The organism is Flavihumibacter cheonanensis (assembly GCF_022352215.1).
In the GTDB taxonomy this organism is placed as follows: domain Bacteria; phylum Bacteroidota; class Bacteroidia; order Chitinophagales; family Chitinophagaceae; genus Flavihumibacter; species Flavihumibacter cheonanensis.
The window spans coordinates 166,505-188,886 of record NZ_JAKRWF010000001.1; the positions used below are offsets into that span (position 1 = coordinate 166,505).

16 protein-coding genes are annotated in these 22,382 nt (G+C 44.5%); 4 read left to right on the plus strand and 12 right to left on the minus strand.

What is annotated here, in order from left to right; all coding sequences use genetic code 11:
- Positions 1-47: 47 nt before the first annotated feature.
- The 7 genes from ilvA to MD536_RS00770 all read right to left on the minus strand — a co-directional run bounded on the left by ilvA (position 48) and on the right by MD536_RS00770 (position 9,108).
- Positions 48-1,361 carry a threonine ammonia-lyase IlvA gene (ilvA, locus tag MD536_RS00740; RefSeq protein ID WP_317208101.1) on the minus strand — a complete coding sequence of 438 codons (1,314 nt, stop codon included), beginning with the start codon at positions 1,359-1,361 and terminating at the stop codon, positions 48-50.
- Positions 1,362-1,387: 26 nt separating this feature from the next.
- Positions 1,388-2,440, minus strand: a complete 1,053-nt coding sequence (ilvC, locus tag MD536_RS00745; protein ID WP_234865360.1) for a ketol-acid reductoisomerase — start codon at positions 2,438-2,440, stop codon at positions 1,388-1,390.
- A gap of 76 nt (positions 2,441-2,516) precedes the next feature.
- Positions 2,517-3,107 carry an acetolactate synthase small subunit gene (ilvN, locus tag MD536_RS00750; RefSeq protein ID WP_239594770.1) on the minus strand — a complete coding sequence of 197 codons (591 nt, stop codon included), beginning with the start codon at positions 3,105-3,107 and terminating at the stop codon, positions 2,517-2,519.
- 70 nt (positions 3,108-3,177) lie between these two features.
- A complete protein-coding gene (gene ilvB / locus MD536_RS00755; RefSeq protein WP_239594772.1) occupies positions 3,178-4,917 on the minus strand; it encodes a biosynthetic-type acetolactate synthase large subunit in 1,740 nt (579 codons plus the stop codon).
- Positions 4,865-6,550, minus strand: a complete 1,686-nt coding sequence (gene ilvD, locus MD536_RS00760; RefSeq protein ID WP_239594774.1) for a dihydroxy-acid dehydratase — start codon at positions 6,548-6,550, stop codon at positions 4,865-4,867. Before ilvD ends, ilvB begins: the two co-directional genes overlap by 53 nt.
- A gap of 268 nt (positions 6,551-6,818) precedes the next feature.
- Positions 6,819-7,934, minus strand: a complete 1,116-nt coding sequence (gene leuB, locus MD536_RS00765) for a 3-isopropylmalate dehydrogenase (RefSeq protein ID WP_239594776.1) — start codon at positions 7,932-7,934, stop codon at positions 6,819-6,821.
- A 13-nt stretch (positions 7,935-7,947) separates the two neighbouring features.
- Positions 7,948-9,108, minus strand: coding sequence for a 2-isopropylmalate synthase (locus tag MD536_RS00770; RefSeq protein ID WP_239594778.1), 1,161 nt, complete (start codon positions 9,106-9,108; stop codon positions 7,948-7,950).
- A 205-nt stretch (positions 9,109-9,313) separates the two neighbouring features.
- On the opposite strand from MD536_RS00770, the gene MD536_RS00775 reads away from it, so the two are divergent.
- Positions 9,314-10,864, plus strand: coding sequence for a hypothetical protein (locus MD536_RS00775; RefSeq protein ID WP_239594780.1), 1,551 nt, complete (start codon positions 9,314-9,316; stop codon positions 10,862-10,864).
- A 2-nt stretch (positions 10,865-10,866) separates the two neighbouring features.
- Here MD536_RS00775 and MD536_RS00780 read toward each other — a convergent pair whose 3' ends face one another.
- The 4 genes from MD536_RS00780 to MD536_RS00795 form a co-directional block, all read right to left on the minus strand.
- Positions 10,867-11,925 carry a fatty acid desaturase family protein gene (locus MD536_RS00780; protein ID WP_239594781.1) on the minus strand — a complete coding sequence of 353 codons (1,059 nt, stop codon included), beginning with the start codon at positions 11,923-11,925 and terminating at the stop codon, positions 10,867-10,869.
- 133 nt (positions 11,926-12,058) lie between these two features.
- Entirely contained in the window at positions 12,059-13,384 is a 1,326-nt protein-coding gene (locus MD536_RS00785) for a vanadium-dependent haloperoxidase (RefSeq protein WP_239594783.1), read from the minus strand.
- A 34-nt stretch (positions 13,385-13,418) separates the two neighbouring features.
- Positions 13,419-14,201 (minus strand): class I SAM-dependent methyltransferase, encoded by a 783-nt coding sequence (locus MD536_RS00790; protein WP_239594785.1) that lies wholly within the window; start codon positions 14,199-14,201, stop codon positions 13,419-13,421.
- A gap of 101 nt (positions 14,202-14,302) precedes the next feature.
- Positions 14,303-15,166: a helix-turn-helix domain-containing protein gene (locus tag MD536_RS00795; RefSeq protein WP_239594787.1), complete on the minus strand. Its 864-nt coding sequence runs from the start codon at positions 15,164-15,166 to the stop codon at positions 14,303-14,305.
- A gap of 63 nt (positions 15,167-15,229) precedes the next feature.
- On the opposite strand from MD536_RS00795, the gene MD536_RS00800 reads away from it, so the two are divergent.
- The gene (locus MD536_RS00800) at positions 15,230-16,300 is read left to right on the plus strand and encodes an alpha/beta hydrolase (RefSeq protein WP_239594788.1); all 1,071 of its coding nucleotides are present in this window, start codon (positions 15,230-15,232) and stop codon (positions 16,298-16,300) included.
- A gap of 275 nt (positions 16,301-16,575) precedes the next feature.
- Here MD536_RS00800 and MD536_RS00805 read toward each other — a convergent pair whose 3' ends face one another.
- Positions 16,576-17,022, minus strand: coding sequence for a hypothetical protein (locus MD536_RS00805; protein ID WP_239594790.1), 447 nt, complete (start codon positions 17,020-17,022; stop codon positions 16,576-16,578).
- Positions 17,023-17,299: 277 nt separating this feature from the next.
- Between MD536_RS00805 and rpoC the strand changes: the two genes are divergently transcribed.
- Both rpoC and MD536_RS00815 read left to right on the plus strand, forming a co-directional pair.
- Positions 17,300-21,592 (plus strand): DNA-directed RNA polymerase subunit beta', encoded by a 4,293-nt coding sequence (rpoC, locus tag MD536_RS00810; RefSeq protein ID WP_239594791.1) that lies wholly within the window; start codon positions 17,300-17,302, stop codon positions 21,590-21,592.
- Between the two features lie 172 nt (positions 21,593-21,764).
- Positions 21,765-22,367, plus strand: a complete 603-nt coding sequence (locus MD536_RS00815) for an OmpH/Skp family outer membrane protein (RefSeq protein WP_239594792.1) — start codon at positions 21,765-21,767, stop codon at positions 22,365-22,367.
- The last annotated feature ends 15 nt before the right edge of the window (positions 22,368-22,382 follow it).

Consider the following 22,382-nt stretch of genomic DNA (forward strand, 5'->3'; position numbering starts at 1 on the left):
TTATATGCAGCAAGCAAGGCTATGAATATACAACAAATTATGAATATTCAGACGAGGTATCCAAAAAGATTATCGTCTTTATTCAATTCTGTGTAATTGATATGGTACTGCTGCATATTTTTCAGCAGGATATGGTAATCTGTCGGGCTTTTGAGTTCTATTCCTACCAATGCGGGTCCGGTTTCCTTGTTGTGTTTCTGGATGTATTCGAACCGGGTGATATCGTCTGATGGTCCCAGGATAAAATTTACAAATTCTTTCAATGCGCCGGGGCGCTGTGCAAAACGGATGAGGAAATAATGTTTGAGTCCCTCGTATTGAAGGGCTCTCTCCTTAATTTCCTGCATTCTGTCAATATCGTTGTTGCTGCCGGATACAATGCACACTACTTTTTTTCCCTGTATCTGGTCGGTATATTGGTCCAGCGCAGCAATGGAAAGGGCCCCGGCAGGTTCTACCACGATGGCATCCTCGTTATAAAGTTTCAGGATTTCCGCGCAAACCCTTCCTTCCGGCACCAGCAGCATATCTGATAATACTTCCCGGCAGATAGGGAAGGTCTTTTCACCTACCCGTTTAACCGCTGCACCATCTACAAATCGTTCAATATTGTCCAGAGTTACAGGTTCGCCTGCTTTAAGTGCCTGGTACATGGAGGGAGCTCCTTCCGGCTCTACCCCGATAATTTGGGTAGCGGGGGCATAAATTTGGAGATACTTGCCTACTCCGGCAGAAAGACCGCCACCACCAACGGGGATAAAAACATAATCAGGATCGTTTAGCTCTTCGAGGATTTCAACGCCTACTGTTCCCTGTCCCTCTATGATGCGCTCATCATCAAAGGGTGGAATAAATACCATTTCATTGGCCTCGGTATAGGCTTTGGCCGCTGCTGCACAGTCGTCGAAGGTATCTCCGGTCAAGCGTACTTCGATCCAGTCTTCCCCAAACATTTTTGTCTGGCTGACTTTCTGATTGGGGGTTATGATGGGCATGAAAACCACACCCTTTACTTTTAGCTGTTTGCAACTGAATGCAAATCCCTGGGCATGGTTGCCGGCACTGGCACAAACCACTCCTTTGCGAAGTTGTTCCTGCGGCAGGCTGCTCATCATGTTGAAAGCTCCTCTCAACTTATAACTTCTCACTACCTGCAGGTCCTCCCTTTTCAGGTAGACATGACAGTTATACCGCCTCGATAAATTGGCGTTATAGGTCAGCGGTGTTTTTTTTATCACCTTCTTCAGGCGATGCGCTGCTTTGTGAAAGTCGAGTATGGAGTTAACTTGAATGACTTTGAGTTTTAAGGTGAGATGTGAGATGTGAGACGTGAGAAGTGAGAAGTGAGAAAATTGTCTCACGTCTCACGTCTGATGTCCCACGTATGTTACTTCGCTTGGTTTTCAGGACGCAGACTCCTTACAGTCTTACCAGCCTGCCACATTTCACTTTCGCGAAGTTCTTTCAGTTCTTCTTCCAGTTTCTCGCGATAGTCGGGCTGACTGTTGGAATCAATAGAACGCTGTGATTCTTTTCCGGTAGCCACGCTCTCGTACAGTTCTTTGAATACAGGTGCTGTTGCATCTCTGAATTTTTTCCACCAATCGAGTGCACCACGTTGTGCAGTAGTAGAACAGTTGGCATACATCCAGTCCATTCCATTTTCTGCAACCAGCGGCATCAGTGATTGTGTCAACTCTTCTACTGTTTCATTGAATGCTTCAGAAGGAGTATGACCTTTATCACGTAATACCTGGTACTGTGCTGCAAAGATTCCCTGGATGGCTCCCATTAGGGTTCCTCTTTCACCAGTCAGATCAGAGTACACTTCTTTTTTGAAATCTGTTTCAAACAGGTAACCGCTTCCTACAGCAATACCCAGTGCTATTACACGGTCTTTTGCTTTACCGGTTGCATCCTGGTAGATAGCATAAGAGCTGTTCAAACCACGACCCTGCAGGAACATACGACGCAGTGATGTGCCACTTCCTTTCGGAGCCACCAGGAAAACGTCTACATCAGCAGGAGGAATAATTCCGGTCTGCTCATTAAATGTAATTCCGAAGCCGTGAGAGAAGTAAAGGGCTTTGCCTGGAGTCAGGTGTTTTTTTACCGTCGGCCACAAAGCAATCTGTGCTGCATCACTCAGCAGGTAACAGATGATGGTGCCACGCTCCAGCGCTTCTTCAATTTCAAATAAGGTTTCACCAGGAACAAATCCATCGGCGATTGCCTTATCCCAGGTCTTGGAGTTCTTACGCTGACCAACAATCACATTGATGCCATTGTCGCGCTGGTTCAATGCCTGACCAGGACCCTGTACACCGTATCCAATTACTGCTACGGTTTCATTTTTCAATACTTCCTGTGCTTTTGACAGGGGAAACTCTTCCCTCGTTACTACATTCTCCTCAACACCTCCGAAATTTAATTTTGCCATGATTTAAATTGATTAAGAAATTTTACGGTTGCTTGTTATATGTTAGTTGTTTTTCTCACGTTTCACGTCTGACGTCTCACATTGTAAACACCTCATCCTGCTTATCCAGATACTCATTCTCCACCACTTCCTCACTTGGTTCCTGGGCTTCAAATTCTCTCAGCTTTTCATGGAACCCACTGCTTGCTTTTATAATCGCTACACGCGCACTTCTCACAAACTCTATTAAGCCATATGGTTCCAGCACGTTGATAAGTTTGTCCGTTTCTTCACGGTGACCAGTAGTTTCAAATACAGTATAGTCTTTCCGGATTACTACTGCACGTGCGCCATATTCTCTTAGGAGTCTTTCCACTTTTACCTTTTCAGCAATCTCATCTGTTGACACTTTATACAGTGCCAGTTCCTGCCAGATCAGTTCTTCATTCGTATTGTAGTAAGCCTTCAATACTTCCACCTGCTTTTCAATCTGGCGCACCAGTTTTTTCACCACATCTTCCGTTTCATGAATGACAATCGTAAAGCGATGAATTCCCTCCACTTCAGATGGCGAAGTATTCAGGCTCTCTACATTGATTTTTCTCCTGGAGAACATTATCGCGATCCGGTTCAGCAACCCGATCTGATTCTCCGTATAAACCGTTATAGTATATTCCTGCTTGTTCATGTTTAAATGTTTTAATAATCCATTTATCTCTCTTCCTTTTCCCATCTTCCTTTCCTCCATTCTTCCATGCTCACTTCAACCTTATCTCCGCCACACTACATCCCTGCGGTACCATCGGGAACACATTATTTTCCTTACCTACCATTACTTCCAGCAGGTATGCTCCTTTATGATTCAGCATGGTTGACAATGCTTCGCGGAGGTCTTTTCTTTCACGAACACTATTTCCATCAATGTGATATCCTTTGGCTACCTGTACAAAATCCGGACTCGTAATATTCACAAAGGAATACCGGCGATCATGGAAAAGCTGTTGCCACTGGCGCACCATTCCCAGGAACTCATTGTTCAGGATCAGGATTTTTACATCCACATCAAACTGCATGATGGTTCCCAATTCCTGCAGCGTCATCTGGAAACCGCCATCACCGATCACTGCCACTACGGTTCGTTTAGGATCACCATATTTTGCTCCAATGGCAGCGGGCAATGCAAAGCCCATCGTTCCCAATCCACCCGAGGTTACATTGCTCTTGGTTTGATTATAGTTGGCATATCTGCAGGCTACCATCTGGTGCTGACCAACATCTGTTACAATGATAGCATCACCACCCGTTAATTCATTCAGGGTATTGATCACCTCACCCATTGTTAATACCTCTCCGGTTGGATGCAATTCAGGCTCGATACACTGTTCCTGCTCCTGTTGCGCATAGTCACGGAAACGCTGTAACCATTGAGGATATACTTTGGGTTCAATCAACTCCGTAAGCATGGGTAGTGTCTCTTTGCAATCTCCCCACACCGGAACAGTTGTCTTCACGTTTTTATCTATCTCCGCCGGATCAATATCCAGGTGAATCACTTTTGCCTGCTTGGCATATTTATCCAATCGGCCCGTTACCCGATCATCAAAGCGCATACCCACGGCTATCAATACATCGCACTCATTGGTCAGTACATTCGGACCATAATTTCCATGCATTCCCAGCATGCCAACTCCCAGCGGATGATCTGTTGGAATAGCACTCATACCCATGATGGTCCAGGCAGATGGTATTCCCGCTTTTTCAATAAAAGAAATAAATTCTTTCTCCGCTTTACCAAGTATCACTCCCTGTCCAAAGATCACAAAGGGCTGCTTTGCTTCATTGATCAAAGCTGCAGCCTGCTCAACATATTCTTTCCGCACATTGGGTTTCGGACGATAGCTACGGATATGATCACATTTTTTGTAGCCTTCATATTCGAAGAGCTGTAATTGTGCATTCTTGGTGATATCAATCAAAACCGGACCAGGACGACCTGTTCTCGCGATGTAAAATGCTTTGGCCATTACTGCAGGTATCTCCGCAGCATCCGTTACCTGGTAATTCCATTTGGTTACCGGTGTAGTAATATTGATTACATCTGTTTCCTGGAAAGCATCCGTTCCCAGCAAGTGTGCAAATACCTGTCCGGTTATTGCTACCACAGGTGTAGAATCAATCATAGCATCTGCCAATCCGGTTACGAGATTCGTTGCACCCGGACCGCTGGTTGCAAATACCACACCTACATCACCGGATGTACGTGCATATCCCTGGGCAGCATGTATACCTCCCTGCTCGTGACGAACCAGGATATGTTCTAGTTGTTCACTATAATCATATAGCGCATCGTAAATGGGCATGATGGCACCACCGGGATAACCAAAAATGGTTTTCACTCCTTCCGCAATCAATGCTTCCAGTACTGCTTTCGATCCACTGATGGTCTCAGTCTTCGTCGGTAACGCAGCCTTCTGCGGCTGACTTAACGTGCTTTGCATATTTGTAAAGAATTCCTTTAGTTACTTTTAATGAGGGTTTTTTCCAGTTCGCTTTTCGCTGATCAATCACGCCCTTGTCTACTTTCAGATTGATGGTATTATTCGTTGCATCCAGTTCAATGATATCATCATCCTGAACCAGTCCGATTAATCCGCCATCATAAGCTTCAGGCGTGATGTGACCGACGACGAATCCATGTGTTCCACCACTGAAACGACCATCTGTAATCAGTGCAACTGATTTGCCTAAACCCGCACCAATAATGGCAGATGTGGGTTTCAACATTTCCGGCATACCAGGTGCACCTTTAGGCCCTACATTTCTGATCACCACAACATCTCCTGCTTTCACGCGACCACTGCTAATGCCATTGATTAATTCAAATTCACCATCAAATACTCTTGCCGGTCCAACAAATTTTTCTCCTTCCTTACCACTGATCTTGGCTACACTTCCTCCTTCAGCGAGATTGCCATAAAGGATCTGAAGATGTCCGGTTGATTTCAATGGCGCTTCCAACGGATAGATGATCTTCTGTGTTTCAAAATCCAGATCCGGAACTTCCGCCAGGTTTTCTGCAATTGTTTTACCAGTTACTGTCAAACAATCACCATGTAATAAACCTTTGCTCAATAAATATTTCATTACTGCAGGTACACCGCCATATTGGTGCAGATCCTGCATCAGGTATTTTCCACTTGGTTTGAAATCTGCCAGTACCGGTGTTTTGTCACTGATGGCCTGGATATCATCTTGTGTAAGCGGTACATCCACACTTTTAGCCATTGCAATCAAATGCAGCACCGCATTGGTTGATCCACCCAATACCATGATCACCGTAATTGCATTTTCAAATGCTTTGCGCGTCATGATATCACTGGGTTTAATATCTTTTTCCAACAATAAGCGGATAGCTTTTCCCGCAGCCTTGCACTCATCCTGTTTTTCCTGGCTTAATGCAGGGTTAGAAGAAGAGTAGGGCAGACTCATACCGAGTGCCTCAATCGCAGATGCCATGGTGTTGGCTGTATACATGCCTCCGCAGGCACCGGCACCCGGACAAGCATGCTGCACAATTCCTTTGAAATCCGCTTCCGATAACTGCCCTGCGATTTTTTGTCCCAGTGCCTCAAATGCAGATACAATATTCAGATCCTGTCCTTTATAATGTCCAGGTGCGATGGTACCACCATACACCATAATAGACGGGCGATTTAAACGTCCCATCGCAATGATGGAACCCGGCATGTTTTTATCACAACCCGGAACGGTAATCAGGCCATCATAATACTGTGCACCACATACCGCTTCAATGGAGTCTGCAATGATATCCCGGCTAACCAATGAATAGCGCATGCCATCTGTTCCATTGCTCATGCCATCACTTACGCCAATCGTATTGAAAATGAGTCCGACCAGGTTTTCCTGCCAAATACTTTCCTTGATAATTTTCGACAGATCATTCAGGTGCATGTTACAGGTATTGCCATCGTAACCCATACTGGCAACACCCACCTGTGCTTTCGCGAGATCTTCATCTGTTAGTCCGATTCCGTACAACATTGCCTGTGCAGCAGGTTGTGTTGGGTCCTGTGTAATTGTTCTGGAGAACTTGTTTAACACGTGCGACATGTGCAAATCTGTTTTTAAATATGTTGGTTGTTTCAGGGCAAAAAAAAACGACCCGCCTTTTGGAGGCGGATCGTTTGCAATTCTTTTATGAAACCAGATTACATACTGTTACCACCTCCTGATATGACAGGAATAATCACCACCACCACAATAATGACTGCAGTGAAAAGGCGAATAATAGATGTGATAGTAACGTTGTTCATCGGTTCAATGATAAACGAATGTACTAACTACATCCAAACTAAAAAAAGAACTGTTGATTATTTTTTTAAATAATCGTTGACTTCCGCAATTCAATGTTCTCAGGATGCAGCTCAGTTGGGATCTTGTCCTGAACCAAATCCGCTACCAGTTCACCAATCGTGGAAGTGAAATAAAAATTCATCGGGTCAATGTCCTTGGTTACAAAACCATTGTCTAGTGTCCACTGTACGGCTAACCTCACTTTTGTTGCTTCTTCCTTCAATCCAAAATGTTCCAGCATCATGGCTGCGGATAAGATGGAACCCAATGGATTGGCAATGTCTTTTCCTGCTGCTGCCGGATAAGAACCATGAATGGGTTCAAACAAAGCTCCTCCATTTCCAATGGAAGCAGAAGGCAATAGTCCCAATGAGCCGGTTAATACACTGGCTTCATCACTCAGGATATCACCAAACATGTTCTCTGTCAGGATCACATCAAATTGCGCCGGGTTCAGAATAAGCTGCATGGCAGCATTGTCAACAAAAAGAAAATCGACGGATACATCCGGGTACTGCGCTTGCATTTCACGCACCAGCTTTCTCCAGAGTCTTGAGGTTTCCAGGACATTGGCCTTATCTACCAGGGTTAATTTCTTTTTACGCTGGCGGGCTGCCTGAAATGCGAGATGGGCGATCCGTTCGATTTCATTCTTCGTATAGGCGCAATCATCAGAGGCCATATTGCCATCGGCTGACAATGTCTTGTTTCCAAAATAGATACCGCCGGTTAATTCACGATAGATAATAAAATCTACTCCCTCCAGAATCTTTGCTTTGACAGGTGTCAGATGCTGGAGTGCAGCATAGGTGGTAACCGGACGCATATTAGCGAAAAGTTGTAAGGATTTGCGCAGCTTCAGTAAGCCCTGTTCCGGACGTACTTTGGCATCAGGATCATTATCATATTTGGGGTGGCCAATGGCTCCAAATAAAATAGCATCACTATTCAGGCATAATTCGATGGTGGCATCTGGGAGAGGATTGCCGGTTTTATCGATTGCATCTGCCCCCATCAATCCATATTCATAATGAAAATGATGATGGAACTGGGATGCTACGGCATTCAATACATGAATGGCCTGCCGGGTTACTTCCGGACCGATTCCATCTCCTGTTATAACGGCTATTCTCTTCTCCATTTATTGTTGCTGCTTATGAAACTGCCAGTGTATGAGCTTTTGCCAACGTATTCAGGTCCTCATCGCTTACTTCTTTTTTCGTATCGGCGATTTCAAGGAAACGGGCATAGAGTTCATCAATATCGTTGCGGTTGAACTGGTGACCGAGTTTCTGAAAGCGATAGGCCAGGGCACTGCGACCGCTGCGGGCAGTCAATACAATCTTGGAACTATCTGCGCCTACTTCTTCCGGTGCAATAATTTCATAGGTAGTGGTGTCTTTCAGGAACCCGTCCTGGTGGATACCGGAAGAGTGTGAGAACGCATTTGCTCCAACAATGGCTTTATTAGGCTGAACCGGCATGCGCATGGTATCTGCTACTTTGCGGCTCATCGGGTTGAGTTGGGTAGCATTGATATCGGTATAGAATCCCAGACTGCTGTGTTGTTTGATGATCATCACCACTTCTTCCAGAGAGGTATTACCTGCTCTTTCACCAAGACCATTAATTGTACATTCGATCTGACGAGCTCCGGCAATTATACCTGCAATGGAATTGGCAGTGGCTAGGCCCAGGTCATTATGACAATGGCAGCTCAACACTGCTTTGTCCACATTGGGAACATTATTAATCAGGTAAGCGATCTTCTCTCCGTATTGGTGAGGGAGGCAATAACCCGTTGTATCAGGAATGTTGACGGTAGTAGCTCCTGCAGCAATAACAGCTTCTACTACGCGAGCCAGGTATTCATTATCTGTTCTGCCTGCATCTTCTGCATAAAACTCAACATCATCTGTAAAGTTGCGGGCCCATTTTACACACTGGATGGCACGCTGCAGGATATCTTCCCGGTTGCTATTGAATTTGGATTTGATATGGAAATCAGATGTGCCGATCCCGGTATGAATTCTTTTGCGGGCGGCTGGTTTCAAGGCTTCAGCAGCTACTTCAATATCTTTCTGCACAGCGCGACTCAAACCGCATACCACTGTCTTCTTCAGCAGGCGGGCGATTTCATGAACCGCCTCAAAATCTCCGGGAGAGGAGATAGGGAAACCTGCTTCAAGTATGTCCACGCCCATTGCTTCAAGTTGGAGGGCCAGCTCAATTTTTTCAGCTTTATTGAGTTTGCATCCGGGAACTTGTTCGCCATCTCGAAGGGTGGTGTCGAAAATGAAGATTTTTTGATCCATAAATCGCGTGTGTTTTAGGTAAAAAGGCAGGCACCGTAAGCGGGTTTTGCTTGCTATAAAACAGCATTACGGCCACCTGCTTCCCGAAAGTACCGATAGGGGCATGCGAAAAGAAATCAAAATGCCTCGTATATTACAGCGCTTAATGCCCCATAAAACGGCTGAAACCCACGCCAGATAAGGATTTTAATTTAGATTAATTACGATGCCCAACAGATCCATAGATCCGCTGTTTCAACTGATCAAAACGTTGGAAAAGTCTGAAAAACGGAATTTTAAGCTCTATGTGACCCGGAATACCTCCTCAGACAACCTGAAAATCATTGAATTATTCGATGCACTGGACAAGCTGTCAGAATACGATGAAGCGCAACTGCTGAAAAAAACGCCAGGTATCAAAAAACAGCAGTTAAGCAACCTGAAAGCCCATTTATACAAGTCGGTTTTATCCAGTTTAAGGCTGATAAAAGACGATCAAAACATTGATATTCAATTACATGAGCAGATGGGTTATGCCCGGGTGCTCTACAATAAGGGATTGTATCACCAGAGCCTGAAGATCCTGGATAAAATGAAGGACCTGGCCCGGCAACATCACCAGGTAAGTTTCCTGGTTCAGGCCCTGTTTTTCGAGAAAAAGATCGAGGCCCTTCATATTACCCGAAGCAGTGAGTACCGGGCACAAAGCCTGGTTAAGGAATCGGAGGAAGTGGTAAGCCGGATCAAGGCCATCAACGACAGTTCGAATCTCTCCCTGCTGTTGTACGACTGGTATATCCGGCATGGGCATGCCCGGAACCAGCAGGACACGGAAGAACTGAATGCCTTCTTTGAGCAGCATATGCCCGAGAGGGTTCGTCAGTTCAAGGGATTTTATGAAGAGCTCTATGTGAACCAGAGTTATTGCTGGTATGCTTTCATCCGGCAGGATTTCTTACAGTATTACCGGTATACTTCCAAGTGGGTAGAATTGTTCCAGCGGCATCCGGATATGATCAAGGTGGAAACCCTGCAATACATCAAAGGATTGCACAACCTGCTGAGTGCCCATTTTGATTTAAAAAATGAAGAAGGGTTTACCAAAACACTGAAGTTATTTGAGGAACTGGAACAGAGTGAATGGGTACAGCATAATGATAATAACCGGATTCAGGCATTCGTGTACCTGCAACAGGGCAAGATCAACCAGTACTTCATGACGGGCAGGTTTACTGAAGGGTTATCTATAGTGCCAAACCTGGAAGAAAAACTGCAGGAATACCAGTTGCAGCTGGACCGGCACCGAATCCTTGTTTTTTACTATAAAATTGCCTGTCTGTATTTTGGTAGTGGCGATAATGAAAAAGCTATTGATTACCTGCAGAAAATCATCAACTGGAAACTGGACCTGCGCACCGATTTACAATGTTATGCGCGTCTCCTGCATTTGATCGCACATTATGAACTGGGTAATTTCGACTTGCTGGAATACCTTGTGAAATCTGTGTATCGTTTCATGGCAAAGATGGGCAGCCTGAGTATTGTGGAAGAAGAGATGTTTAGCTTCATCCGGAAATCTTTCCAGTTTGCCGCGGGCGATGAACGGCCTGCATTTCAACACTTGCTGGATCGTATCAAGCCTTACGAAAATGATCCCCGCGAAACAAGAACCTTCTCCTACCTGGATGTGATCTCCTGGCTGGAAAGTAAAATTGAAGGGGTACCGGTGCAGGAAGTAATCAGAAGAAAATACCTGGCAAGTAAGCGTAAGAAATGAGGCTATTGCTGTCCAAGTTTTTTCAGCAGACCGAAATGATCTTTCAATGCCGTAGCAAAATCAGTTTCCTGGTAAGGAACTCCCTCTAACCGGAGTGTATCTTTTAAGCGTTTCGTTAATTCCCGGTAGTGTATATGGCAAATATTGGGAAACAAGTGATGCACCAGGTGCGTGTTCAATCCACCACTGAGGTAGTTTAATACTGCGCTGTTGGTGGATGCATCAACTGTAGAATAGATTTGCCACAATGCCCAATCGTCCTGATTTTTTAAAGGAGTAGGAGTTCCTGCAACAGATGCTGTTTCATTGATATGAGGAACAATCAATACAAGCAGCATCAGGGCTCCGCAAATGGCCATGCACGTGACACAAAGTAACAATACGATCCACCATTTGTAAGGAAGAATAACCAAAGGAATCAGATAACTGATAATCAGAAATTGCAGTTTAATGTAGATAAGTCGCGGCAGATAAATGTGGGATGTTTTTGCACTGATACCAACCTGCTTTCGCAATTGTACATACAGTACGAAATCTTTTATATACACGATGTAAATACCAAACAATCCATACAGGATGGGTGCATACAAATGCTGAAACCGGTAATGCTTTCGTTGCGGATAATCGGCATGTAATCTTAACAAGGGACTTTCTGCAATATCAGCATCCTGGTGAGGAATATTGGTATATATATGATGGGAGTGGTGATGTTTGATTTCCCAGATAGTTTTACTGATGCCCAGCAAATTCCAGGAATAGCTGAGCAGTTTATTGATTGTTGCATTGGGGGAGATCGCCTTGTGGGAAGCGTCATGTCCGAGGTTAACTACCAGCAGCGTCGTACCCAAAATGAAAAGGAAATAAAACAGGAAAGCCAGTCCGATTGACAGGGATCCCCAAACTAACAGGGCCGTATAGCCGCCAATCATCAACGTTCCCATTAGAGCAATTTTGATCCAGTACTTTCTGTTGGCATATCGGGTGGTTTTATTTTCTTCAAAAAACTCCCGGACAGTTGTTTTCAGGATACGGTATATATGAATAGTGTGGTAGGTAATCATAATGCCGGTTTATTGAGTAACAGGAATTGATTTAGGAATTGCTATTAAAAGTTATGAAATACTTTGAATGATTGTATAAAATTAAAGAGGCCTTCATGATTGAAGACCTCTTTACCTGGAATGTGGTTGTTGCTTATTCCGGGAAATAGTTTTGCTTTTTCAAATGGTTGTCTACAATTGCCGCCGTATTTCTTCCCAGCTCTAAACCTTGCTCAATAGAGCGCCGGTAATGTATTCCCCCGAACAAACGGGATAAGCCGGCCTCTTTTGCAGCATCCGAAATGCTATTGAATTTTCTGGGTGCCATGCTGAGATGATCATAGGTATGATCTGTAAACGAATACTGGTCGCCGAAGGATTTTTCCAGGGCATATGCGGCCGAACCGGAAAGGGTTGCGTGGGCCGCAACATATTCCGGATGAGGTGGAGTACCAATAAAGGAATTCCAATTCTCAATACCCATATGTTTCCGGATATAAGTGATGGGGCGTATCAGGTGAAAAGTATACTTTGCTTTCCAGGTTGCAATACCTGCATCATGCATTGTGATACCCAAACGTAAATAAGCTTCAACTGCTTTTCCCAGGGGTGGCCTTTCACTTCTGAGTAGTTGTCTGAAAATACTGAACCAATGCCCAAACACGCTCACATATTTTCCATTTGGAGCATCATCCCAGAAATTGGCAATGGCTTTTTGCTCATCTGTTAATGATTGCGACACATCGTACACTTCCCTTACCATAGTATAAAATGCTGTTCCGGTTTCTTTGGAAAATGGAACCGGGGCAGGTGGCATCGTACTGGTACTTCCAGGAATGAATGCTCGCACATTTACCCAGCCTGGCACATTCGCCGCCGCATAGGCCGCGGGGGTTGGCTCCCAATAGCCTTCTCCCTTCGTTTCATAGAGAAGATTGATATGGTCGGCACCATCGGATTTACTCCACGCTGTAACAGCAAGGGCTACTTGTTTTCCATAAGCCTGGGACTGATTGAGCAGGTTCAATTGCTTCACCTGGTTTTTGTATTTATTGAAATAGAGTTGTTCAAGTGAATCAATGCTGAAAACCAACGGTGCTTTATCTGCATAAAAAAAACGCAGGGTTTCCGCAATAGCTGCATTGGCAGCAACTGGTCTGAATAGCGGCTTTCCTGCTGGATGGGATGGCAAATCAAATTGGCCGTTTAGCTTGCCTGCCAAACTTTTGAATGGTGAATCTCCTGCTGCAAATGATTCGTATAATGCAATACCGGTATAAGCAAAATGCCTCGAGTAAGCAATATGAGTTACACCCGTATTTCTTTTAACGAGTAAAAGCTGAAGTGAAATCCAGTCTTCCAACAACTCGGAATTATGAAATTTTAAAGGATCCGGCTGAGGATACTGCGGATGTTTTGTTTTTTGACAGGCTGTCAATAGACTGATTAATAGGAGTAAACCTGTGAATATATTTTTCATGATAAGATTGATATTTGTTTGAATGAATCTGTGATTATTTTTTTGCAATGAAGAGCAAAAAACTGTTTTGCTGGAAGTAGATATCATCCACAATGCGATACGGCTGTAAAGCAGCAGCTATCGTTTCTTCCACTTGTTTTTTGTCTGCATAGTTCAAGACTGCTGCAGCCGGACCAGTACCCATAAAGCTTCTGATGCCATTGCCCAGACTTTGATAAATAAAGGGACAACTGATTTGAATGCTGTTGATCAGATTAAATCCGGTTTCCTTCAGATACTCTTCCATCTTACCATCTTCTGATAAGGAAAAGGGACCGGGTGTTCCAGGAAGGGGAGGAGGAAGCAGGGTGCTGATCGCTTTTAATACGTCCGTGCCGTCACTGTTTGCTGGTTTATCCCATATTGCCAGCACCAGTGTTCCTCCTGGTTTCAGCACTCTGTGAGCTTCCGAAAGTGCCTGCCGGAAATTTCCTGCATACTGGAAGGAATTAAATCCGGTTACCACATGAAAGCTGTTACTGGCAAAGGGCATTGCTTCCAGGTCCTCTTCCATGAAATTGTTTTGAGGATTCCGTTGCCTGGCAAGTTCCAGTAAGCCCGGAGCAGCATCTATGCCGATTACCTGGGCGCCGGCATCAATTGCCATACTACTGAACATACCGGATCCACAACCGGCATCCAGCAACATGGTATCCGGACTGATCTCCAACTCCTGTAAAGCTTTTTTGTAAAGCGGTAAAAAATAAAGTTCGAAATGGGTGGACCAATTTTGGGGTGAGATACTCCACAATTTTCCCTGCACTGTTTTTGTGCTCATGATGAAAAGGTTTAATGATTAATGATAAATGACAGAAACAAAGCTAACTGCTCTGATCATGGAGAGGATTGCTTTAAAGTCCAGATTGCTGTCTAAAAAGTTCAGTTGGAAACCTGCTTCTTCCTGGAGGTGGGAGTAATGCCGAATTGCAGTTTAAATGCACGACTAAAATGGGTAGGATTTTCAAATCCACTTTCAAATGCCACTTCACCAATGGTTTTGTCTGTATGTGTGAGCAGGTGCATGGAATGATGCAGTCTTTTATCCATCAGCCATTTACCCGGTGTAGTTCCAAACTGTTTTTGAAAATCACGTTTAAAGGCGGAAAGGCTTCTGTTGGAAAGCTTCGCAAATTCTTCCAGTTTTAAATTGTAGCAGTAATTATCCTCCATCACTCGTTGCAAGGAAACAGCAACGGGTTCTTTGAGTAAGGAACAGAAATAGGATAACAGTTCGTAGTTGTTGGGATTATCTGCTATGGTTAGAATCAGTTCTCTGAATTTCAATTCCAGCAGGGAAGGATCGGGCTGCCGTTCACTTTCAAAATAGGGAATCATGGAATGAAAAAAAGAATGAACACCCGGATTATTGGTTATGGAAATGATAGGTTCAAATTTGATTGCCGGTTTGCTTAAAGGGTAGGTTTTTGTTTTGAGGACATCGCGTATAAAATCATCTGGAATAAAAAATACCATGAGACAAAAAGGGGTATCAAAAAACTGTTCTACAAGACAACCTCCTTTTCGAACAAATACACAACTTCCTTTTTGAAGATCATACGAACCATGTGCCGTATGCCATATTTTCCGACCTTCAATTACATAAACAATGTAGTTGTGATGACTCCAGGTATCTTCCACTTTGTTTTCAAGCGGACAGTTGTAGAGTGTAATTAAGTTTTCACCGCATTTTAATTGCCGGTATTGCTGGGGATGGTTTACTATGGCATTGTACAGGTTAAACACCGTACCTTATTTTGGCAAAGCTAGGATAAGTAATTCTACCTTCAATAATTAAATCAATCTGAAATGAAAAGGTCAGCAGCACTTCTGCTATTCAGTTTATTCATCTTTTCTTTACATGGACAGGGGCAGGGCAAATTGGAAAGGAAGGAGTTCAAATCAGGATCCTTAGTGAACAACCCTGCTGGTGAATCTTCCAACCGGATGGTTTCGGTGTATTTACCACCAGGATACGATAAAACCAGCCAACGTTATCCGGTGATTTATTTTTTACACGGATTTTCAACTACTGATAAAGACATGACCGACTGGTTTCAAATCCAGACCCTGATGGACAGTGCGATTGCCGCAGGCCATATTCGTCCGGTTATAGTAGTATTTCCAAACAGTGATACCAAATACAGAGGTAGTTTTTATACGAACTCGTCAATGGGAAATTGGGCCGATTTTATTACAAAGGATCTGGTAAACTGGGTGGATCAGCAATACCGTACACTGGCATCCGCTTCCAACAGGGTTTTAACAGGGCATTCAATGGGCGGTAATGGCAGCCTGAAATTAGCTATGCAAAATCCGGATGTGTTTTCAATGGTATATGCACTAAGTCCTGCAGTATTAAACTGGCATGGCGACTTCAATTTGAATAATCCAACCTTTAAACGGTTATACAAATTGCAGGCAGATCCAAACTTGAAAAATGCGGTGGATAGTATTTATAAAGAAGACAATTGGCAGTCTTTTTATTCGGGCGTATATGCAGCAATGGGAATCGCTTACACACCTGATCCGTCTAGAAAAGCATTTCCGGTTGCATTGCCGGTAACCTATATTGGCGACAGTGCGGTCTATCATCCGGATCGGATTCAAAAATGGGAGGATAATTTTCCCTATTTCATGATTGACAATCATCTTGTTCAACTAAAAAAGCTGAAAGCCATCAAACTGGATTGGGGCCGTAATGAAGATTTTTCTCATATTCCGGTTACTGCACTGGCTTTCAGTAAGAAGCTGGAAGCCTATGGTATTGAACATGAGGCCGAGGAATACATCGGAGATCATGGCAATAAGATTGGCGGATTCCAGGGACGATTCTTTACAGAAGTGCTTCCTTTTTTTGAGAGAAACTGGTCGCAGTAATCAATTCTTACTAAAAAGTTCCAGTTTTACGTGAGCCGATTGAGCCGATTAATGGGTTCCTAAGCGGTTGATAATAGGTTCATTAGTGTAGGATGCTCGTAGGAAGCTCGAAGGAACGCTGTAGGATGAGTTAATGAACAGTATAATTTAAATATTATTTGAGGGTATTGTGGTAATATTAATATAAATTATAACAAAAACTACTATAACAAGTAGTAAACGATCGGCTCAAATAGTAAAAAAATCGGCTCAAACTTCAAATAATCGGCTCAAAACTAGACCTCAGTTTTCAATCGCGCGTACTTCAGTTCCTCATCCTCCAGCCAGAACTCCCAGTGCGGGTTCATGAAATCATCGGTTTCATGGATCCAGCGGCCACCGCCAAGAGGAGCTATCAATTCCTTCAGGAAAGATTTGATTTCCGATTTGCGCACCTGAAAGGCAGCTTTCCGATCCTGCAGGGCTGTTAACTCATCATGTACCTGCTTGATGGCCAGGATTTCGGAATCGGTATAGGTTTTGTCGGATTTTCGCAATATCAGTTGATGATAGCGGGCTTTTACATTCTTAATATCCTTGTCTAAGGACCCAGCCAGCTTGTCCTGCTCAAACAGTTCCTGGACCAACACTTTTAAATCAACCGGCTGGGCAGGAGAGGAAACAGGAGCAGGGTAAATCATTGAGGCGGGATGGGAACTGGCAATTTTCAGGGCTTCAGACATAGGTTTGGATATTATGCCATTTGAACGTTCAAAAATCCGGCTTGGTATCCTGGCCCCGGTCCATTCATCGATTAATTTTATAAATTGTCTTTATTGGATACATTCCTTACCTTTGCCCACTATTTAAGTTGGGAAAAATCGGTGCATTTCATATAACGTGTTGAAAATCATTCTGTTTCGTTTGGCCGGAAAAGGGCTCTGAACGAACGGAATCTTGTATGTAATACCGTCAGTACCAACCGGGTAGTATCCATAAAACACAATCTGTAGTATATATATGGCTATCAAAAAAGAAAATCGTCCCAGGTCCAGTTTCTCCAAAATCACCATTGGACTGGCTTCACCCGATTCCATTCTGGAAAAAAGTTACGGTGAAGTGTTGAAGCCTGAAACCATCAACTATCGTACGTACAAGCCTGAAAGAGACGGTCTGTTCTGCGAGCGCATCTTTGGTCCGGTTAAGGATTACGAATGTGCCTGCGGAAAGTATAAGCGGATCCGTTATAAGGGTATTGTCTGCGACCGTTGCGGTGTGGAGGTTACGGAGAAGAAGGTTCGTCGCGAGCGCATGGGACATATCAAGCTGGTAGTTCCAGTAGTGCATATCTGGTATTTCAAGAGTCTGCCGAACAAAATCGGTTACCTCCTTGGTATGAGCTCCAAGAAACTGGAAAGCATTATTTATTACGAAAGATTTGTGGTTATCCAGCCGGGTATCCGTGCGGATAAAGGACAAAACGTAGGAGATCTCCTCACTGAAGAAGAATACCTGGATCTGCTGGAAACCCTTCCAAAAGACAACCAGTACCTGCCGGATGAAGATCCCAACAAGTTCATCGCCAAAATGGGTGCTGAAGCGGTTCATGATTTGCTGGCCCGTATCGATCTGGATCAGTTGAGTTATGACCTGCGGAATGCAGCAGCTACGGAAACTTCTCAGCAGCGTAAGGCAGATGCCCTGAAGCGTCTGAGTGTTGTTGAAGCCTTCCGTGATGCGAATAGCAGAATCACCAACCGCCCTGAGTGGATGGTTATGCAATATATTCCTGTCATTCCACCAGAACTGCGTCCCTTGGTTCCCCTGGATGGCGGTCGTTTCGCGTCTTCTGACCTGAACGATCTGTATCGCCGGGTAATTATCCGGAACAACCGTCTGAAGCGTTTGCTGGAAATCAAAGCACCTGAAGTAATCCTTCGTAACGAAAAAAGGATGCTGCAGGAAGCAATTGACTCCCTGTTTGATAACAGCCGTAAATCCAATGCGGTGAAAGCAGAAGGCGGACGTGCACTGAAATCTCTTTCTGATGTACTGAAAGGTAAGCAGGGACGTTTCCGTCAGAACCTCCTCGGTAAACGTGTTGACTATTCCGGTCGTTCTGTAATTGTAGTAGGACCAGAATTGAAAATGCACGAATGTGGTCTGCCGAAAGATATGGCGGCTGAATTGTTCAAGCCATTTATCATCCGCAAACTCATAGAGCGCGGTATTGTAAAAACTGTAAAGAGTGCCCGTAAACTGGTTGACAAAAAAGAGCCGGTGATTTGGGACATTCTTGAAAATATTCTGAAGGGGCACCCGGTAATGTTGAACCGTGCCCCAACGCTGCACCGTCTTTCTATCCAGGCCTTCCAGCCTAAACTGATTGAAGGTAAAGCAATCCAGTTGCACCCATTGGTAACTACTGCCTTCAACGCCGACTTTGATGGTGACCAGATGGCGGTACACGTGCCATTGAGTAACGCAGCGATCCTGGAAGCACAGTTGCTGATGCTCTCTGCTCACAACATTCTGAACCCGCAGAATGGTACACCAATTACCCTGCCTTCGCAGGACATGGTACTCGGACTGTATTACATTACCAAAGGAAAGAAGTCTACCGAAACGGAGAAGGTTCGTGGTGAGGGCATGAGCTTCTATTCTCCTGAAGAAGTGATTATCGCTTATAATGAAGATCGCATTGATCTGCATGCGCCGATCAAAGTGAAAGTGAATGTGCGGGATGCTAAAGGTAAACTGGAGAAGAAACTGATCGAAACTACTGTAGGTCGCATACTGTTCAACCAGTTCGTACCTGCTGAAGTAGGCTATGTGAATGCCCTGTTGACCAAGAAGTCGCTGAGAGATATCATTGGTGATATCATCAATATTACCAACGTTCCTAAGACTGCGAAGTTCCTGGATGAAATCAAGCAACTAGGATTCCGTATGGCCTTCCGTGGTGGCTTGTCGTTCAACCCGCAGGATCTGATCATTCCGGATGTGAAAGGTCAGTTGCTGGAGAATGCCAAAGCTGAAGTGGATGAAGTATGGGATAACTATAACATGGGTCTGATCACCAATAACGAACGTTATAACCAGATCGTAGACATCTGGTCAAGGGTGGATACCCGTATCACGGAGACCCTTATCCGCGAAATGCAGAATGACAAACAGGGCTTTAACTCTGTTTACATGATGCTGGATTCCGGTGCCCGTGGTTCCAAGCAGCAGGTTAAGCAGCTGGCAGGTATCAGGGGTCTGATGGCCAAGCCGCGTAAGAGTGGATCTACAGGTTCAGAGATCATCGAAAACCCGATTCTCTCCAACTTTAAAGGAGGATTGAACGTATTGGATTACTTCATATCTACCCACGGTGCGCGTAAAGGTCTGGCGGATACGGCTCTTAAAACAGCGGATGCCGGTTACCTCACCCGTCGTCTGGTGGATGTTGCCCAGGATGTGGTGATCACTGAAGAAGATTGTGGTACCCTGCGTGGTATTGCAACAACTGCGTTGAAAGATAATGAAGACATTATCGAACCACTGAAAGACAGAATTGAAGGACGTTACAGTCTGCATGATATTTTCGATCCGATCTCTGAAGAACTGCTGGTATCTGCAGGTGAAGAGATCTCTGCCTTCACTGCCCAGCGCATTGATGATTCAGGAATCGAAACAGTTGAAATCCGCTCCGTACTCACTTGTGAAAGCAAGCGTGGTGTGTGTGTGAAATGTTATGGTAAGAACCTGGCAACCGGTTACACGGCGCAGAAAGGTGATGCAGTAGGTATCATCGCTGCCCAGTCTATCGGTGAACCTGGTACACAGCTTACCCTGCGTACCTTCCACGTGGGTGGTGTTGCAGGATCTGCTTCTGTTGAATCCAGCCTGCTTGCCAAATTTGATGGCACCATGCTGTTCGACGGTCTGCGTACTGTAACAACAGAGAACCAGGAAGGAGAGAAGGTAGAGATCGTAATAGGTCGTACCGGTGAAATCCGTAACATGGATGTGGAGAATGATCGCCTGCTGAATGTGGTGAACATTCCTTATGGTGCAACGCTCCAGGTGAAGAATGGTCAGAAAGTGAAGAAAGGAGATGTGATCTGCACCTGGGACCCCTATAACAACGTTGTGATTGCGGAAATTCCTGGTGTTGTGAAATTCGAGCACGTAATTGAAGGTATCACCTATCGCGAAGAGTCGGATGAACAAACCGGTCACCGTGAGAAAGTGGTAATCGAAACCAAGGATAAAACCAAGATTCCTTCTATCCTCCTCGAAGGAAAAGAAATCAAATCTTATAACCTCCCGGTTGGTTCTCATATCATCATGGATGAAGGCGATGAAGTGAAAGCCGGACAGGTATTGGTGAAGATCCCGCGTGTTCTTGGAAAACTGCGCGATATCACAGGTGGTCTGCCACGTGTAACAGAATTGTTTGAAGCACGTAACCCGGGTAACCCTGCGATCGTTTCTGAAATCGACGGTGTTGTAGCATTTGGTGCTATCAAGCGTGGTAACCGTGAGATCATTGTAGAAGCCAGAGATGGTGTAACCAAGAAGTACCTGGTACCGCTGACTCGCCAGATCCTGGCTCAGGATGGCGACTTCGTAAAAGCGGGTGTGGCACTGTCTGATGGTCAGATCGCTCCAAGTGATATCCTCTCCATTAAAGGACCATTTGCAGTACAGGAGTACGTAGTGAATGAGATCCAGGAAGTATATCGCTTACAGGGTGTGCGTATCAATGATAAACACATTGAAGTGATCGTTCGCCAGATGATGAAGAAAGTATCCATTGTTGATCCGGGAGATACCAAGTTCCTGGAAGACGATACAGTTGATAAGTTCGACTTCATCGAGGAGAATGACTGGATCTATGATAAAAAGGTAGTAACTGATCCGGGAGAAAGCAGCAGAATGCGTGCCGGACAGATTGTGAACCTGCGTGAGCTGCGTGAAGAGAATTCCATCCTGCGTCGTTCTGACAAGAAGCTGGTGGAATATCGCGATGCACAATCTGCAACATCTCATCCGTTGTTACTGGGTATTACCAAAGCGTCTCTGGGTGTACAAAGCTGGATTTCTGCAGCTTCCTTCCAGGAAACTACAAAAGTGCTGAGTACTGCAGCGATAAATGGTAAAACTGATGACATGATGGGATTGAAGGAAAATGTGATCACTGGTCACCAGATTCCTGCCGGTACCGGATTGCGTGATTTTGAAAACATGATCGTAGGAAGCAAGGAGGAATATGAATTGCTCCAGACTACCCGCGAAGCCATGAATTTCGACGACGAAGAATAATCCTCATACTAATTTTAAGTGCCTGATACAGCCTTGTATCAGGCACTTTTTCTTTTACAGACAGAAGATTTTTTTGTGATGTTCACACAAAGCGTTAAAATTAGGCTGAAATTAAAAGGTCAGTAAAAGGTTCTGCCAAATCCCTTAATTTGCCGTTATCAAATACTATTTCATGAAGTATCTTTCTCTGGTTTTAAGTGCTGTTGCTACCCTGATTAGTGGTTATTTATTGGTTCAGCATACAAGTAAAAAATCCGGTACCAGTAATTCTGGCACAAGTACGGAGGCCGCTGCCGGAGCTGCTGCTGAATTTAAAATCGCTTACTTCGATATCGATTCCTTACAGAACAAATACGAGTATTTTAAAGATGCCCTGGCCCAGTTAAAAGCCAAGGAAGAAAATATGAATAAAGAGCTTTCCGGTCTGGAGCGTTCTTATCAGAAAAAGATCAATGAATGGCAGCAACAAGGTGCCAGCATGAGCCAGTCGCAGGCAGAAGCAGTGCAGCGTGAATATGGCCAGATGCAACAGAATTACCAGCAACGTCGCCTTACCCTGGAGCAGCAGTTAGAGAACCTGAAAATGGATTACAAGAAAAACATTAAGACTAAAATTGAAGATTACCTGCGTGAGTTCAATAAGGATAAAGGATATGCTTATATCATTTCTTACGAGCCTGAATTGATGTTCTACCGTGATACCGTTTACAACATAACCGAGCAGATCATCCAGGGGTTGAATGCAGAGTATAAGAAGACGGAGGAGAAGAAGTGAGACGTGAGACGTGAG

Excerpts from the sequence above, each read along its gene's own strand:
- MD536_RS00775 (WP_239594780.1), top strand. The coding sequence starts at position 9,314 with ATGCCCAACAGATCCATAGATCCGCTGTTTCAACTGATCAAAACGTTG.
- rpoC (WP_239594791.1), top strand. The coding sequence starts at position 17,300 with ATGGCTATCAAAAAAGAAAATCGTCCCAGGTCCAGTTTCTCCAAAATC.
- ilvB (WP_239594772.1), bottom strand. The coding sequence starts at position 4,917 with ATGCAAAGCACGTTAAGTCAGCCGCAGAAGGCTGCGTTACCGACGAAG.
- MD536_RS00815 (WP_239594792.1), top strand. The coding sequence starts at position 21,765 with ATGAAGTATCTTTCTCTGGTTTTAAGTGCTGTTGCTACCCTGATTAGT.
- MD536_RS00790 (WP_239594785.1), bottom strand. The coding sequence starts at position 14,201 with ATGAGCACAAAAACAGTGCAGGGAAAATTGTGGAGTATCTCACCCCAA.
- leuB (WP_239594776.1), bottom strand. The coding sequence starts at position 7,934 with ATGGAGAAGAGAATAGCCGTTATAACAGGAGATGGAATCGGTCCGGAA.
- ilvC (WP_234865360.1), bottom strand. The coding sequence starts at position 2,440 with ATGGCAAAATTAAATTTCGGAGGTGTTGAGGAGAATGTAGTAACGAGG.
- MD536_RS00805 (WP_239594790.1), bottom strand. The coding sequence starts at position 17,022 with ATGTCTGAAGCCCTGAAAATTGCCAGTTCCCATCCCGCCTCAATGATT.
- ilvN (WP_239594770.1), bottom strand. The coding sequence starts at position 3,107 with ATGAACAAGCAGGAATATACTATAACGGTTTATACGGAGAATCAGATC.
- MD536_RS00780 (WP_239594781.1), bottom strand. The coding sequence starts at position 11,925 with ATGATTACCTACCACACTATTCATATATACCGTATCCTGAAAACAACT.
- MD536_RS00770 (WP_239594778.1), bottom strand. The coding sequence starts at position 9,108 with ATGGATCAAAAAATCTTCATTTTCGACACCACCCTTCGAGATGGCGAA.
- MD536_RS00785 (WP_239594783.1), bottom strand. The coding sequence starts at position 13,384 with ATGAAAAATATATTCACAGGTTTACTCCTATTAATCAGTCTATTGACA.
- ilvD (WP_239594774.1), bottom strand. The coding sequence starts at position 6,550 with ATGTCGCACGTGTTAAACAAGTTCTCCAGAACAATTACACAGGACCCA.
- MD536_RS00800 (WP_239594788.1), top strand. The coding sequence starts at position 15,230 with ATGAAAAGGTCAGCAGCACTTCTGCTATTCAGTTTATTCATCTTTTCT.